The following is a 14772-nucleotide window of genomic DNA, read 5'->3' on the forward strand; positions in this document are numbered from 1 at the left end:
ACCTTGTGGGAGCGAGCTTGCTCGCGATTGCGTTGGGCCAGCAGCCTTTGTGCTAACTGATACACCGCTATCGCGAGCAAGCTCGCTCCCACAGGGGTTGGGGTTACAAGCTCAGGCTGCGGTTCGAAGCCTTGAGGAATTCCTGCTTCAACTCGGCAAAGCTATGCACCGCCGGGAATTGCGGGAATTCACGAATCACGTTTTCAGGCGCATGGAACAGAATCCCGGCATCGGCTTCGCCCAGCATCGTGGTGTCGTTGTAGGAATCTCCCGCGGCAATCACCCGGTAGTACAGGCTCTTGAAGGACAGGACCGACTGGCGCTTGGGATCTTTCTGACGCAACTGGTAGCCGGTCACCCGCCCGCTGTCATCAGTAATCAGCCGATGACAGAGCAATGTCGGGAAGCCCAACTGGCGCATCAATGGCTGGGAAAACTCGTAGAACGTGTCGGAAAGAATCACCACCTGGAAGCGCTCGCGCAGCCAGTTGACGAACTCGATGGCGCCGTCCAGCGGCTTGAGGGTGGCGATGACTTCCTGGATATCGGAAAGCTTGAGGCCGTGTTCATCGAGGATGCGCAACCGTTGCTTCATCAGCACGTCGTAGTCGGGAATGTCCCGAGTGGTTGCCCTGAGGGAGTCAATCCCGGTTTTTTCAGCGAAGGCGATCCAGATCTCCGGGACCAGTACACCTTCCAGGTCGAGACAGGCAATTTCCACAAGACACTCCCATTTTTTCTGATGTTTATTGGTTGAGCGAACAAAAGGCTTGCCGACTCTAGCCATTCGTCGAAGCCTGCGCAACGCACAGGAACGCGCCAGCCCCGACAGCTTTTGTTACCATCAGCCCTATATAGAGCGCCCAGCGCCACCGACCTGTAGGAAACCGCCCTGATGAGCCCATCGTTTGACGTCGTGGAACTCGCCACGACCTATGCCAACAAGTCCCCGCAGGACATCCTCAAACTGGCCTTCGCCGAATTCGGCGACGAGCTGTGGATATCCTTCAGCGGCGCCGAAGACGTAGTGCTGGTGGACATGGCCTGGAAACTGAACAAGAACGTCAAGGTGTTCAGCCTCGACACCGGCCGCCTGCACCCGGAAACCTATCGTTTCATCGACCAGGTGCGCGAGCACTACAAGATCGACATCGAGCTGGTTTCGCCGGACTACACGAAACTTGAACCCTTCGTGAAGGAAAAAGGCCTGTTCAGCTTCTACAAGGACGGTCACGGCGAGTGCTGCGGCATCCGCAAGATCGAACCATTGCGGCGCAAACTGACCGATGTCCGCGCCTGGGCCACCGGCCAGCGCCGCGACCAGAGCCCCGGCACCCGCAGCCAGGTGGCGGTGTTGGAAATCGACACGGCGTTTTCCACCCCGGAGCGCACCCTGTACAAGTTCAACCCCCTGTCGCAGATGACCAGCGAAGAAGTCTGGGGTTACATCCGCATGCTGGAACTGCCTTACAACAGCCTGCATGAACGCGGCTTCATCAGCATCGGCTGCGAGCCCTGCACCCGCCCGGTGCTGCCAAACCAGCACGAGCGCGAAGGCCGTTGGTGGTGGGAAGAAGCCACGCAGAAAGAATGCGGGCTGCACGCCGGGAACATCATCGCCAAATCCAAGACCGTCTAAGCGCCCGCCGCACCCTGTACACAAAAATGTCACTGCAAGTGGCATTTTTGTGTGCACTTATTACGTTACTGCCCCCAAAGGTTACACACACCTTCCCGCCTCGCCTGCCCTCCTTACTCCAGTGGCGTTCGCCAAAAAATAAATACCTGTTTAAACGGTCAGTTTTAAATCACGGTATTTCAGTTACTTATTCAAAGATCATAACGAAACGAAATTAGCGCTTCTTCGGATAGATCCGTAAGTGGCATAGATCTGGCTTGAGTCGACACGTGTTTTGTATACAACTTATATAAAACATACACACACTTTAGATCCGCAAGCCTGAAGCGCCCTATCCCGTACAGGCTGCAGATGCCCCGTAATCAATGATGCTCGACCGCCGCGACGAAGATTTGTCGAGCCCCGCGCTCATGCACAGTCATCGCTGCGCCGAGAATCAGGAGCCTGCCGGAATGCGTACAAGTCTCTCCAATAACATCGCGCTGGATCTGCCCTCCACCACCACGGCCCTCGACGACAACACTGCCGCGTCCCTGGCCCTGAGCCCGAGGCTGCACAACAAGGACCTGGCGCCGACCAAGGCCGAAGGTCGACGCTGGGGTCGCTACAGCATCTTTGCCCTGTGGACCAACGACGTGCACAACATCGCCAACTACTCCTTCGCCATCGGCCTCTATGCCCTGGGCCTGGGTGGCTGGCAGATCTTGCTGTCCCTGGGGATAGGCGCGGCGCTGGTGTATGGCTTCATGAACCTGTCCGGCTACATGGGCCAGAAAACCGGGGTGCCGTTCCCGGTGATCAGCCGGATCAGTTTCGGTATCCACGGTGCGCAGATTCCTGCCTTGATCAGGGCGGTCATCGCCATTGCCTGGTTCGGTATCCAGACCTACCTGGCGTCGGTGGTGTTTCGCGTATTGCTGGTGGCGATCCACCCGGGCTTCGCCGACTACGACCACGATTCGATCCTCGGCCTGTCGAGCTTGGGCTGGGTGTGTTTCGTGGCGATCTGGTTCGTGCAACTGGTGATCCTGGCCTACGGCATGGAAACGGTGCGCCGCTACGAAGGTTTTGCCGGCCCGGTGATCCTGGTAACCGTCGCGGCCCTGGCCGGTTGGATGTACACCCAGGCCGACGCCACCATTGCCTGGTCGATCCGCGAACCGCTGACCGGTGGCGAGATGTGGCGCAATATCTTTGCCGGTGGCGCGCTGTGGCTATCGATCTACGGCACCTTGATTCTCAACTTCTGCGACTTCGCCCGCTCCTCGCCGTGCCGCCGGACCATCGTCGTCGGCAATTTCTGGGGCCTGCCGGTGAACATCCTGGTGTTTGCCGGGATTACCATCCTGCTCTGCGGCGCGCAGTTCCAGATCAATGGGCAAATCATTGAAAGCCCGACCCAGGTGATTGCCTCGATCCCCAACACCTTCTTCCTCGTGTTGGGCTGCCTGGCGTTCCTGATCGTCACCGTGGCCGTGAACATCATGGCCAACTTCGTCGCCCCGGCCTTCGTGCTCAGCAACCTGGCGCCCAAATACCTGACCTTCCGTCGCGCCGGGTTGATCAGCGCCGCCATTGCCGTGCTGATCCTGCCGTGGAACCTCTACAACAGCCCGTTGGTGATCGTGTATTTCCTGTCCGGCCTCGGCGCCCTGCTCGGGCCGCTGTACGGGGTGATCATGGTCGACTACTGGCTGCTGCGAAAAGGCCGCATCAACGTGCCGCAACTGTATAGCGAGGACCCAAACGGTGCGTATTTCTACAGTAATGGGGTCAACCTGCGGGCGGTGGCGGCATTCATTCCGGCGGCGCTGATCGCGATTATCCTGGCGCTGGTGCCTGGTTTTGACAGCGTGTCACCGTTCTCCTGGCTGATTGGCGCTTCGATTGCAGGGCTGCTGTACCTGATCATCGCCAAGCGCCAGCCGTATTACGAGGACGTCAGCGGCGAATCCATCGCTGTGGATAACGTCAATCATTGATCGCTCGAACGGCCCGCCAGGTTCGGGCCGCTTACTTTTATGTGTTAAGGAGGACAGTTCATGCGAATTCTTGTGGTCAACGTCAACACCACCGAATCCATCACCCAGGCCATCGCCCGCCAGGCCCAGGCCGTGGCCGCGCCGGGCACCGAGATCGTCGGGCTCACGCCGCATTTCGGTGCCGACTCCATCGAGGGCAATTTTGAAAGCTACCTGGCGGCCATCGCGGTGATGGACCGCGTGATGTCCTACGACCAGCCGTTCGACGCGGTGATCCAGGCCGGCTATGGCGAACACGGTCGTGAAGGCTTGCAGGAACTGCTGAACGTGCCGGTGGTGGACATCACCGATGCCGGCGCGAGCACCGCCATGTTCCTCGGCCACGCTTATTCGGTGGTCACCACCCTGGACCGCACCGTGCCGCTGATCGAAGACCGGCTCAAGCTGTCCGGCCTGTTCGACCGCTGCGCCTCGGTACGGGCCAGTGGTTTGGCGGTGTTGGAACTGGAGCAGGATCCGCAACGGGCGGTTGAAGCCATCGTGCAACAGGCCGAACTGGCAGTGAGCCAGGACAAAGCCGAAGTGATCTGCCTGGGCTGCGGCGGCATGGCCGGGCTCGACGAGCAGATCCGCCAGCGCACCGGCGTGCCGGTGGTCGATGGGGTGACGGCGGCGGTGACCATTGCCGAAGCGCTGGTACGGCTGGGGTTGTCGACCTCGAAAGTGCGCACCTACGCGACGCCTCGGCCCAAAACCATCATTGGTTGGCCGGGGCGGTTTGGGCGGTGAGTTCATGACTTTAGACTGAGGTGCCTCGAATCGCGAGCAAGCTCGCTCCCACAGGGTTGGTTGTGTTCACAAAAATCAATTGTGGGAGCGAGCTTGCTCGCGATTCGGCCCAACGCGGTCCAGAGCCCAGCTCAAACCGCACTAAACCGCCGCGCCAACCCCTGCTCGGCAAACTGCTCGATGATGAAATCCACAAACGCCCGGGTCTTGCCTGGCAACAGCTTGTGTTCGGCGTAGTAGATGGAGATGTTGCCATCGTCGACATACCAGTCCGGCAGCACCCGCTGCAGTGCCCCGCTTTCCAGAAAAGGAACGGCGATCGGCATGCTCACCAGACCGATACCCAGGCCTTGGGTGGCGGCCGCGCAGTCGGCTTCCGAATCGCTCATGGTCATGCGCGTCTTGAGCGTCAGCGGGCTGTGTTCCCGATTGCGACTGGTCAGTTGCCAGGAACGCACGCGCCCGGTTTGTGGGGAACGAATCAGGATGCCTTGATGCTGTGACAGATCGTCCGGCTCTGTCACCGCGGCATGGGTTTGCAGGTAGCCGGTCGAGGCAACCAGCACCCGATGAGCCACCGTCAATTTGCGCGCCACCACCCCCTGGGGCAGCTCGAAACCGCCGCCGACGGCGGCATCGAAGCCCTGGCCGATCAGGTCCACCTGGCGATTATCGAAATGCCAGTCCGGGTTGATCGCCGGATAACGTCGCAGAAATTCCCCCAGCAACGGCACGACATACAATCGACCGAACGCCGTGCCCATGCTCACCTTCAGCGTCCCCGCCGGTTGCCCGCCGGCGCTGGCCAGAGTGGCGACGGCGTTCTGGATGGTGTTGAAGCTGCTGCCAACTTCTCCCAAGAACAACTGGCCGGCTTCGGTCAGCCTCAGGCTGCGGGTGCTACGCTGGAACAGGCGTACGCCCATTCGCGCCTCCAGCTTGGCGACGCTTTTACCCACCGCGGCCGGGGTCACGCTCAGACGTCGCGCCGCCTCGGCAAAGCTGCCGACTTCGGCGCTGCGCACGAAGCATTCGATACTGTTGAAGGTCTCCATGAGCCTCACTCTAAACTTTTGGTTTAGACAGACTATAGCAATGACGGTCTACACAGCCCACGGCACCTTCTTGATACTCGCCCCATCACCGCGGCATCTCGCCCCGGCACTTTTTGGAGATCATCATGAGTAACCAAGCACTGAGCGGTAAAGTCGCCTTGATCCAGGGCGGTTCTCGCGGCATCGGCGCCGCCATCGTCAAACGCCTGGCAGCAGAAGGCGCCGCCGTGGCCTTCACCTACGTCAGCTCTGGCGCAAAATCTGAAGAACTGCAGAACAGCATCACCGTAGCAGGCGGCAAGGCCCTGGCGATCAAGGCCGACAGCGCCGACGCCGAGGCCATCCGTAACGCCGTCGCGGCCACCGTCGAGGCTTTTGGCCGGTTGGACATCCTGGTCAACAATGCTGGCGTGCTGGCGATAGGGCCGCTGGATGAATTCAAACTCGAAGATTTCGACCAGACCCTGGCCATCAACGTGCGCAGCGTGTTCATCGCCACCCAGGCCGCTGCGCCGCACATGGGCGAAGGGGGTCGGGTCATCAACATCGGCAGCACCAACGCCGACCGCATGCCCTTCGCCGGCGGTGGGCCCTACGCCATGAGCAAGGCCGCACTGGTTGGCCTGACCAAAGGCCTGGCCCGTGACCTCGGCCCGCGTGGTATCACCGTCAACAACGTGCAGCCCGGCCCGGTAGACACCGACATGAACCCGGCCGACAGCGATTTCGCCTCCAGCCTGATGTCGCTGATGGCCGTCGGGCGCTACGGCAACGTCGATGAAATCGCCAGCTTCGTCGCTTACCTGGCAGGGCCGGAGGCCGGTTACATCACCGGTGCCAGCCTGACCATCGACGGTGGTTTCGGCGCCTGATCCAGGCATGAAAAAACGCCGGTCATGGCTTTAACCATGACCGGCGTTTTGCTGTGTAACGCGACAGTGTCAGGCCCACTCCAACTCCGGCAGACCGCAAAGGCTCGGCTGGAACATTTTCAAGGAGCGAATGATCCCGTCGGCGTGGGCGTATTTTTCATCCGCCATGGCCGAATCCGGAATGGCAATGGCGGTCATGCCAGCGGCTTTCGCCGCCGTCACGCCGAACGGCGAATCCTCGAACACCAGGCAGTCGCGCGGCTCGACACCCAGGCGCCGGGCAGCCGTGAGGAAGATATCCGGCGCTGGTTTCGCCGCCCCGACCTCAGGGTCATCCGCCGTCACGATGAAGTCGAACAGCGCGAACCAGTCCCGATGCAAGGTGGTTTTCAGTGCGAAGGTCGGGCTCGACGAACTGGTGCCCACCGCAATGGGAACGTTGTGGGCTTTCAAATGCCGCACCAGCTCCTCGGCGCCGGGCATCCCCAGGGCATGAGGAAAACGCTCGCGCATCAAGGGCTCGCGGATGACCAGGAACTCTTCGGGGGTGATCGGCAATTCCAGCGCCTGGACGACGTAATTGGCCAGGTCCGTGGCCCCGCGCCCGATGATGTTCTGCTTGACGCTCCAATCGAACGTGCGCCCGTAGCGCTCGGCGATGATGGACGTGACCTCGGTGTAGATCCCCTCGGTGTCCAGCAACAGTCCATCCATGTCGAAAATCACAGCTTTGATCGGGCCAAACTCTTTCAGCGGTGCATTCATCGCATCTGATCCGTTATCAACACAACATTCCAGGGATGGCTCAGGTGCGGCCAGGGCAGCGTGTTCGCCTTAAAGGATTCAGCAGGATAACGAAGGGGGCTTGGAGGCGGCAATGGGCAATCTATGAATGGGTTTTTGTGGCGAGGGAGCTTGCTCCCGCTCGGGTGCGCAGCGACCGTTGGATCGTGGGGTCGCTTCGCGACCCAGCGGGAGCAAGCTCCCTCGCCACAGAAAGCGGATGGGTGTGGAGGGATGGTTATTGACCCGAGCTGCCGGAGCCGCCCGATCCCGAGCCACTGCTGCCCGAGCTGCCGCCGCTGTCGCGGGTACCGGTTCCTCCGTTGCTCCCACCGCCGGCGTCGGCACCGCCCATCGTGCTGCCTCCACTCATCGAACCGCTGCCGGTACCGGGGCTGGTGCTGCTGCCGTTGGCATCGCCGCCGTTCCCGCCGCTCACAGAGCCCGGGGGCAAGGCGTTACCGTTGGCACCGGAATTGGAGCCGGCCTCCATTTCCGTGGAAGGTGGCATCCCGCCCTTGTCCACGGGGGGCGTGCCGCCCGAAGATTCTGCCAAGGCAGCCAGTAAACTGAGCGAAAGAATCCCGGCGAGTGTCAGCGCTGTCATGTTGGACTTCATCATGGTGAGTCTCCTTTTCAAGATCCTTACCTGATGTGTGGCACGCGTGGCGGGACGATGGTGCCGCTGAATCGACAGACGGGCCTGCGATCAGCTCGGCTTGCCGGAGGCATCGTCACCGGCGATGTCCGGGTCATCCGGGCTCGCTTCGATCTCCTCATCGTCGCTGGGGACCTGCTCGACGCCCGCATCGTCATCGGGTGGACGCTGGTCGCGGCTCAGGGAGTTGGTGGGCGAAGGCAGCGGGTATTCCGGGGTTTCATCCTCCTCGATCAAGGGAACTTGGGCGTCATCCATCAGGGAACCGGGGTCTTCATTACCTGGGTCATTGACGACAGGCGTGCCCGAGGAGTCGTTCTCGTCCTTGTCTTGCGTTTGCGGCGTCATGGTACACCTCGCAATTGTTGATGGATGTATGAGTTCGAAGCGGGGGGATGGCAATCGTTCCGGAGATTTTGATTTGCCGTTCTGGGGGGTATGTTTCAGTGGGAGTGTATATCCATTTCCTCGGTAACGGCCGCGTATGGTTCCGCTCTTACAGCGGCTCACTTTTGAGAAGCCCGGGAGCCGGCCCAGTCAAAAGTAAGCAAAACGCTCATGCCCCACCGCGAGGCGGCCTGACAGCCGATCTGGTTCTTGATGGAGACCGCGTTTCTCCTGTGGGAGCGAGCTTGCTCGCGATAGCGGTATTTCAGTTACATAGATGTTGAATGTGCCGATGTCATCGCGAGCAAGCTCGCTCCCACAGGTTTTGTGGTGTAAGTGGATTTTGTGTCTGCTGAAGATCCAATGTGGGAGCGAGCTTGCTCGCGATAGCGGTAGTGCAGTTGCATAGCGGCTGGACTTGCCTGCTGGACTTGCCTTGGGTACTTAGCCCGCCAACCCAAAAAAGCCCAAAAAAAACGGCGCTTCCCATTGCTGAAAGAAGCGCCGTTTTTTCCAAGCGAACAGCATCACGGCACAAGGCCGGGTCTATTCATCCAAGCATCCGCTTAACGATGCTTTCTCTTGTGCTTGTACTTCTTGCCACTGGAGTGACGGTCGTTGTCATTGGACAGGTTGCTGCCCAACGCGCCGCCCGCCGCGCCGCCGATGCCTGCGCCGATGGTGGAACCGGTGGAGCCGCCCAGACGGTTACCGACAACCGAACCACCGGCCGACCCCAAGCCACCGCCAATGGCCGCTTCGGTGCGGCTGCCCTTGCGAGCGCCTACGGCACTGCCGGCTGCGCCGCCAACGCCCGCGCCAATCGCGGCGCCGGTGCTGCCGCCCATCTGCTGGCCGACCACGTTGCCCAATACACCGCCCAGACCACCGCCGACCGCGGCGGTACCATCGCCGGCAGCCATCGCGCCCTGGGCAACCACCAACCCCAGTACCAAGGTGGACAAAGTCAAACGCATGATAGAAACCTCAAAAATGCCGCATCGGGGAGAAATGGCCGGTGCGCGCGGGCGCGAGTTTACGCCAGACAGCGTCAGCCATGATGGTTGGACAACGAAACGGGGGTTTATTTTATGACAGGCAAAAAAAAGCCCGCTGGGGAAACGGGCAGGTACTGCTTTCTAACGGATGAGCTGAGACTACGTACCTGCTTGTGAAAGAAACGTGAAAGAAAATGCCAGTTGAGAAAAGATGAAAAATATTTACGCAAAAGCCGAAATCGCCCTGTAGGAGCTGCCGAAGGCTGCGATCTTTTGATCTTTCGCTTGAGACTCAATTTGTCTGGGGAAAGATCGCAGCCTCGTTGCACTCGACAGCTCCTACGCAGCCCGGCGGGAGCAAGCTCCCCTACCACGATCCGCCGTCACTTTCTGACCGGGACCCTGGGCAAGAACTTGGCCTTCTCCCCTCGCTGTACTTTGGCCACCTTCGTCCTGATGGACTTGATCGGCTCGTCACCGAAGTCCGCATGATAGGCCGACTGGCCACACTGCAACCCCTCATTGATCGGATACGCGGCAGTGTTCTCCTCGCTGTACGGTGTTCCCATTGCCTTTCCCCTTTCATCGAGGCCCATACCGGCAACAACCGGTTGCCTGACAATATCGACCCTCACGACAATGAGACTAGTCGGTCATCAACAGACTGTTGATTCAACAAAGCCGTTGGCCGACGAATGGAACTCACTGTTTCAGAAAGGAAACACTCATTCAGCCCCCAGGATCGTCCGGTTTAAAACCCGGGAAACCTGATCGGCCGAATAGGGTTTGGACAAGAATTCAAAGCCCTCATGGCCGCTGTGGGCCAACTCTTCGCTGTAACCAGAAGTCAGCACAACCGGCAAATCCGGGCGCCGCTGGCGCAGTTCCCTGGCCAGGGCAATGCCGCTGATGCCGGGCATCACCACGTCAGAAAATATCGCGTCGAACGCCATCGCATCCGGGCCGACCATTTCCAGCGCTTCTTCGGCGTTGGTCGCCCAGGCGGTTTCGTAGCCCAGGTCCTGGAGGATCTGGTTGGCAAAACGCCCCACCTCCAGGTTGTCTTCCACGATCAATACCCGACGCTTGCCCTTTTCCGGCAGCAGATGCGTGTGTTCTTCCCGGACAGGCTCATGGTTTTTCTCGGGCGCCACCTCCGGCAGGTACAAGGTGAACACCGTGCCCTCGCCCACCACGGTCGAAACATCGACGTTGCCACCGGACTGCTTGGCAAAGCCAAACACCTGGGACAAGCCCAGCCCCGTGCCCTTGCCCACTTCCTTGGTGGTGAAGAAGGGTTCGAAGATGTGCTCGAGCACTGGCGAGTCAATACCGGTACCGGTGTCCGCCAGGGTAATGGCAGCAAAGGATTGCCCGGCCCCGGCATGACCACGGATCGGCGGCATGCCACCGCCGCAACTGAGCCGAAGCCACAGCGTGCCCTGGCCATTCATGGCATCCCGGGCATTGAGGGCCATGTTGATCAGCGCCGTCTCGAACTGACTCAGATCCGCGCGGATGTAACAGGGCCGATCGCACAGCTCGACGTGGACCTGGATCCGCGCCCCGGTGACGGTTTGCAGCATGTCCCCCAGGCTCTGCACTTGCTTGCCCACATCGATGACTTGCGGCTTCAACGGCTGGCGCCGGGCAAACGCGAGCAACTGGCTGGTCAGCTTGGAGGCGCGCTCCACAGTTTCGGACACCGCCGTCATGTAGCGTTGCCGACGTTCCTCGGACAGGCTGGGCATGCGCAGGAAGTCGACCGAAGAACGAATGATCGTCAGCAGGTTGTTGAAGTCATGGGCCACACCGCCGGTGAGCTGGCCGATGGCTTCGAGCTTTTGCGATTGGCGCAGCGCCGCTTCGGTCTGTTTCAAGCGCGTGGTGCGCTCCTCGACCCGTTCTTCCAGCGTCGCGTTCAATTCGGCCAGGGCCGCCAGGCCTTCGCGCACGGCAGCGTCGGCACGGGCGCGCTCGATGTGGGCCCAGGATCGCTCGGTGACCTCCATCAGCAGCGCCAGGTCGTAGGATGACCAGACCCGCGGCGCTTTATCGTGGATCGCCATCAACGCGGTCAATCGCCCGCCCTTGATCAACGGCACGCAGATGGTGGCCGCGATGCCAATGGCCTGGAACGTCGCCGCTTCCTCCGGCGCCAGTTCCTTGAGGTTATCGTTGATCACCAGCGGCTTGCCGGCCCGCAGGTTAGTGACTGCCAGTCGGCCAAAATCAGCCAGTCGATAATGCCCAAGGATATGCGGCGAGCCCACCCTGGCCCAATCACCACGAATGGTAAAGCCGTCCTCGTCTTCATCCATGTCCGCGTAGGCACAATTGGACAGGTTCAGGTGCGCCGCCAGGATCCGTGTGGTGGCCGCCATGATGCTTTGCGGGTCGGTGGCATTCGCCACGGCATTGCCGATGGCATCGAGCACCGCCAGCCGCTGGGTCATGAACACCGTGGACGTGGTCTCGGTAACCGTATCCAGCATGCCCACGACCTTGCCGAACTGGTCACGGATGGGGCTGTAGCAGAACGTGAAATAAGCCTGCTCAGGACCGCCGCCGCGCTCGATGACCAGGGGGAAGTTCTCTATATAAGTCGCTTGCCCATCGAAGGCGCCCTGCACGATCGGCCCGATATCGCTCCAGACCTCCTGCCAAACCTCATCGAACGGCCGCCCCAGCGCCTCGGGCTTGCTGCCGAGGATCTGCAGGAACGCATCGTTGTACAGCGTAATCAGGCCCGGCCCCCATACGATGGCCTGGGGAAAATGCGAGGCGAGGCTCAGCGCCACGGTGGTCTTCAATACATCAGGCCAGTGGGCAAGCGGCCCGAGCGGCGTGTCCTCCCAAGGATGGCGGCGAACCCGCTCAGCCATTTCTCCATAGCTCTGGAGCCAATCTGTCATTGCGTTCGATCCTTCTGAGCCGCCAATACCAACGAGGGGGAAAAGCTTGTGACCCCAAGCAGGACTGTATTATCCCGCGCCGGGTGGGAATGCGCGATTGGATTGTGGGATGTGTCGGGGGGCAAATGGGAGATGAAAGGCGAAAATGGGGGGTGTGGCTACAGAAAGGTCCTACATATCGTTGGGAATTGGCCTGCCTATCCATCTATTGCGTCGTTTTTGTGGGGGAGTCTATAGTTTTGCCGTCGCCCAGATGGCGACCGGGTTTGGCGACCCGCAGTGGGCAAAACTATCCAGTGGAGCTTACTTATGAACCGATATATGGGCCTTACCAGCAACACCGACGACCAACCCCTCTACGTCGACACCACCGCCCCGCTACACATCCTGCTCGACTCAGCCGCTTACCGAATCCGTGCCGCTACCCAGTTCCTGGAAAATTTGGCGATGCGCGATGAACAGACGATCGACCCCGCGACCTTGCAAGATCTGGCGCAGCTTTGCTGCATCCCACTGCGTGATGGGTGCGACGTGATGGATGTGATTGCACGACGCTTGGATGCGGCACCGGCAGGTTCCACTCTATAAGCCTGCCAGCCGACAACCTGTGGCGAGGGAGCTTGCTCCCGCTTGAACTGCGTTGTAGGAGCTGTCGAGTGCAACGAGGCTGCGATCTTTTCACTGCCAATTGAGTTCGGAGCGAAAGATCAAAGGATCGCAGCCTCGTTGCACTCGACAGCTCCTACACAGCTCCTACAGGGCCCCTGACTCATCAAGGGCTGGTGGTCCCACTTTGGTTTGCATACTAGCCTTCCAAATGCCCGCACAAGGACGTGGAGAAAACCATGCCTGACCGCAAACAACTCCACCAAGACGGCTACGCCCTGCTCCGTCAAGCAATCCCGACCGAGTGGCTGGCCGACCTTCGTGCAGTGTTTGATGCGGGCGTGAAACCGTCGGATCAATGGCCAGTGCCCCGCGGCATGGACTGGCGCTATTCGATGCTGGATGACGATTCAACAATTCAGGCCGTGTGTCGTCTACCCCAGCTACTGTCGGTGGCGGGAGAGTTGATCGGCGAGCGATTCTTCCTCTCCCAAGTGGAAGGCCGCGAGCCTCTTGCCAGTGGCGGCCACCAACAACTGCACCGCGACTTGTCGGCCCAACGGCCAGGCGACATCGCCATCGCCCTGGCTTTTTTCGACGATTACGGCCCCGAGAACGGCGCGACACGGATCGTCCCCGGCAGCCATCGACCTGAGCCGGGCGCCCCACCTTTCGACTTCAATGACGAGTCACGCGCCGTACAGCTTTCCGGCTCTGCCGGTGACATCCTGGTGTTCGATGTCGATCTGGTGCACGCGGGCAGCCTGAACGTGATCGGCGCACGCCGTCGTTCCATTCTGATCAGTTATTTCTCGGAGTCGCTCTACGCGTCACACCTGGAAACCGTGGTACTGCGCAATATTCGTATGGACACCAGCGACCGGTTCGCCCCTTCGGAGTTTGCTTTCGGGGGCGAGGTTTTTGGTCGATAAAAGTTGTGCGCAGCGGTTCGAATCTGAGCTTTAATGCCCATGCTTATCGACACCCCCATTCGTCTAATCAAGGAAGAAACGACATTGAAAACAGCTTTCGGCGCCCTGTTGTTGGCTTGCCTGACAACTACCGCATTTGCTGACGAAAACCCCGTCGGTTTCCAATCCTCCACCCTGCCGGATCCGCATAATGGCCGCGCACTGGAGATGGTCGTTTGGTACCCCAGCGCAACGACCGAAACCCCGCAACTGATCGCCGATAACGCGGTGTTTGTCGGCGCTGCTGCCGTGCGTAACGCACCACCCGCTGCCGGCGAACATCCATTGGTGGTGCTCTCCCACGGCTACAGGGGCAACTGGAGCAACCAGATCTGGCTGGCCAGCTCGTTGGCCCAGAAGGGTTACATCGTCGCCGCCATCAACCACCCCGGCAGCACCACCCATGACCGCAGCCCGCAAGCAGCGGCGCAGTTATGGCAGCGGCCCGGCGATCTGCGTCGAGCCATCGATGCGGTCACGACTCAGCCTGAAAAATTTGGCCGGGTCGCCAATGGCCGAATTGCAGCCGTGGGCCATTCACTCGGTGGTTGGACCGCCCTGGAAATCGTCGGCGCTCGCTTCGACCCAGAGCGCTTCGCCCAAGACTGCAAAGCCCATTCGCAGTTATCCAGTTGCTCCGTTTACGAACAGATGAACCCCGCCAGCACCGCTGAATCAAAGGCCGAACTGGCCGCCGATTGGCGTGATAAACGCGTTACTGCGGTGGTGACATTGGACCTGGGCCTTTCACGGGGCATGACCGATAAAAGCTTGACCGCGCTGCCTGTCCCCGCCCTGGTGATCGCGGCTGGCGTACCGTCGCGAGAACTTCCCGCCGAGTTGGAATCTGCCAACCTGGCCAAGCGCCTGCCCTCGGCGTCAAGCCGTTACATCGAGATCAAAGACGCAAGCCACTTCAGCTTCACGTCGATGTGCAAACCTGGTGCGCAGGGGATGCTCGAAGAGGACGTGCCGGGGGATGGAATCATTTGTCGGGATGGTGATGGCGGTCGTGCTCGCGGGGTGATTCAGCAGCAGGTTGTATCGCTGATCGCGGAGTTTCTGGCGCAATCACCTGCAGACAAAAAAGACAGTTTGTAACCGGTGGAACTGACTC

The 14772-nt window shown here is 60.3% G+C and carries 14 protein-coding genes; 7 read left to right on the top strand and 7 right to left on the bottom strand.

What is annotated here, in order from left to right; genetic code table 11:
- Positions 1-103 precede the first annotated feature (103 nt).
- A complete protein-coding gene (gene thrH / locus QMK47_RS20160) occupies positions 104-721 on the bottom strand; it encodes a bifunctional phosphoserine phosphatase/homoserine phosphotransferase ThrH (RefSeq protein WP_320389218.1) in 618 nt (205 codons plus the stop codon).
- Positions 722-895: 174 nt separating this feature from the next.
- On the opposite strand from thrH, the gene QMK47_RS20165 reads away from it, so the two are divergent.
- The 3 genes from QMK47_RS20165 to QMK47_RS20175 all read left to right on the top strand — a co-directional run bounded on the left by QMK47_RS20165 (position 896) and on the right by QMK47_RS20175 (position 4410).
- Positions 896-1639, top strand: coding sequence for a phosphoadenylyl-sulfate reductase (locus QMK47_RS20165; RefSeq protein ID WP_013693959.1), 744 nt, complete (start codon positions 896-898; stop codon positions 1637-1639).
- A gap of 452 nt (positions 1640-2091) precedes the next feature.
- Positions 2092-3621 carry an NCS1 family nucleobase:cation symporter-1 gene (locus tag QMK47_RS20170; protein ID WP_214509778.1) on the top strand — a complete coding sequence of 510 codons (1530 nt, stop codon included), beginning with the start codon at positions 2092-2094 and terminating at the stop codon, positions 3619-3621.
- Positions 3622-3681: 60 nt separating this feature from the next.
- Complete coding sequence (locus QMK47_RS20175; protein ID WP_018600232.1) at positions 3682-4410, top strand: aspartate/glutamate racemase family protein; 729 nt, start codon at positions 3682-3684, stop codon at positions 4408-4410.
- Between the two features lie 131 nt (positions 4411-4541).
- Here QMK47_RS20175 and QMK47_RS20180 read toward each other — a convergent pair whose 3' ends face one another.
- Positions 4542-5465, bottom strand: coding sequence for a LysR family transcriptional regulator (locus QMK47_RS20180; RefSeq protein ID WP_320389219.1), 924 nt, complete (start codon positions 5463-5465; stop codon positions 4542-4544).
- 125 nt (positions 5466-5590) lie between these two features.
- Here QMK47_RS20180 and QMK47_RS20185 point away from each other — a divergent pair, with 125 nt between their 5' ends.
- Positions 5591-6337, top strand: a complete 747-nt coding sequence (locus QMK47_RS20185; RefSeq protein ID WP_253476724.1) for a 3-oxoacyl-ACP reductase family protein — start codon at positions 5591-5593, stop codon at positions 6335-6337.
- Between the two features lie 69 nt (positions 6338-6406).
- On the opposite strand, the gene QMK47_RS20190 is transcribed toward QMK47_RS20185, so the two are convergent.
- The 5 genes from QMK47_RS20190 to QMK47_RS20210 form a co-directional block, all read right to left on the bottom strand.
- Positions 6407-7102 (bottom strand): HAD-IA family hydrolase, encoded by a 696-nt coding sequence (locus QMK47_RS20190; RefSeq protein WP_014339428.1) that lies wholly within the window; start codon positions 7100-7102, stop codon positions 6407-6409.
- Between the two features lie 256 nt (positions 7103-7358).
- A complete protein-coding gene (locus QMK47_RS20195; protein ID WP_320389220.1) occupies positions 7359-7742 on the bottom strand; it encodes a hypothetical protein in 384 nt (127 codons plus the stop codon).
- An 87-nt stretch (positions 7743-7829) separates the two neighbouring features.
- On the bottom strand, positions 7830-8036 hold the full coding sequence (locus QMK47_RS20200; protein WP_253478620.1) for a hypothetical protein: 207 nt from the start codon (positions 8034-8036) through the stop codon (positions 7830-7832).
- A gap of 695 nt (positions 8037-8731) precedes the next feature.
- Positions 8732-9142, bottom strand: coding sequence for a glycine zipper domain-containing protein (locus tag QMK47_RS20205; protein ID WP_003204097.1), 411 nt, complete (start codon positions 9140-9142; stop codon positions 8732-8734).
- 746 nt (positions 9143-9888) lie between these two features.
- Complete coding sequence (locus tag QMK47_RS20210) at positions 9889-12078, bottom strand: response regulator (protein ID WP_320389221.1); 2190 nt, start codon at positions 12076-12078, stop codon at positions 9889-9891.
- A 309-nt stretch (positions 12079-12387) separates the two neighbouring features.
- Here QMK47_RS20210 and QMK47_RS20215 point away from each other — a divergent pair, with 309 nt between their 5' ends.
- The 3 genes from QMK47_RS20215 (at position 12388) to QMK47_RS20225 (ending at position 14756) form a co-directional block, all read left to right on the top strand.
- Positions 12388-12666: a short-chain dehydrogenase gene (locus tag QMK47_RS20215; protein WP_320389222.1), complete on the top strand. Its 279-nt coding sequence runs from the start codon at positions 12388-12390 to the stop codon at positions 12664-12666.
- A gap of 257 nt (positions 12667-12923) precedes the next feature.
- Entirely contained in the window at positions 12924-13616 is a 693-nt protein-coding gene (locus tag QMK47_RS20220; RefSeq protein WP_320389223.1) for a phytanoyl-CoA dioxygenase family protein, read from the top strand.
- An 84-nt stretch (positions 13617-13700) separates the two neighbouring features.
- Entirely contained in the window at positions 13701-14756 is a 1056-nt protein-coding gene (locus tag QMK47_RS20225) for an alpha/beta hydrolase family protein (protein WP_320389224.1), read from the top strand.
- Positions 14757-14772: the final 16 nt, after the last annotated feature.

This window comes from Pseudomonas sp. P9_35 (assembly GCF_034008205.1).
Classification (GTDB): Bacteria; Pseudomonadota; Gammaproteobacteria; order Pseudomonadales; family Pseudomonadaceae; genus Aquipseudomonas; species Aquipseudomonas kilonensis.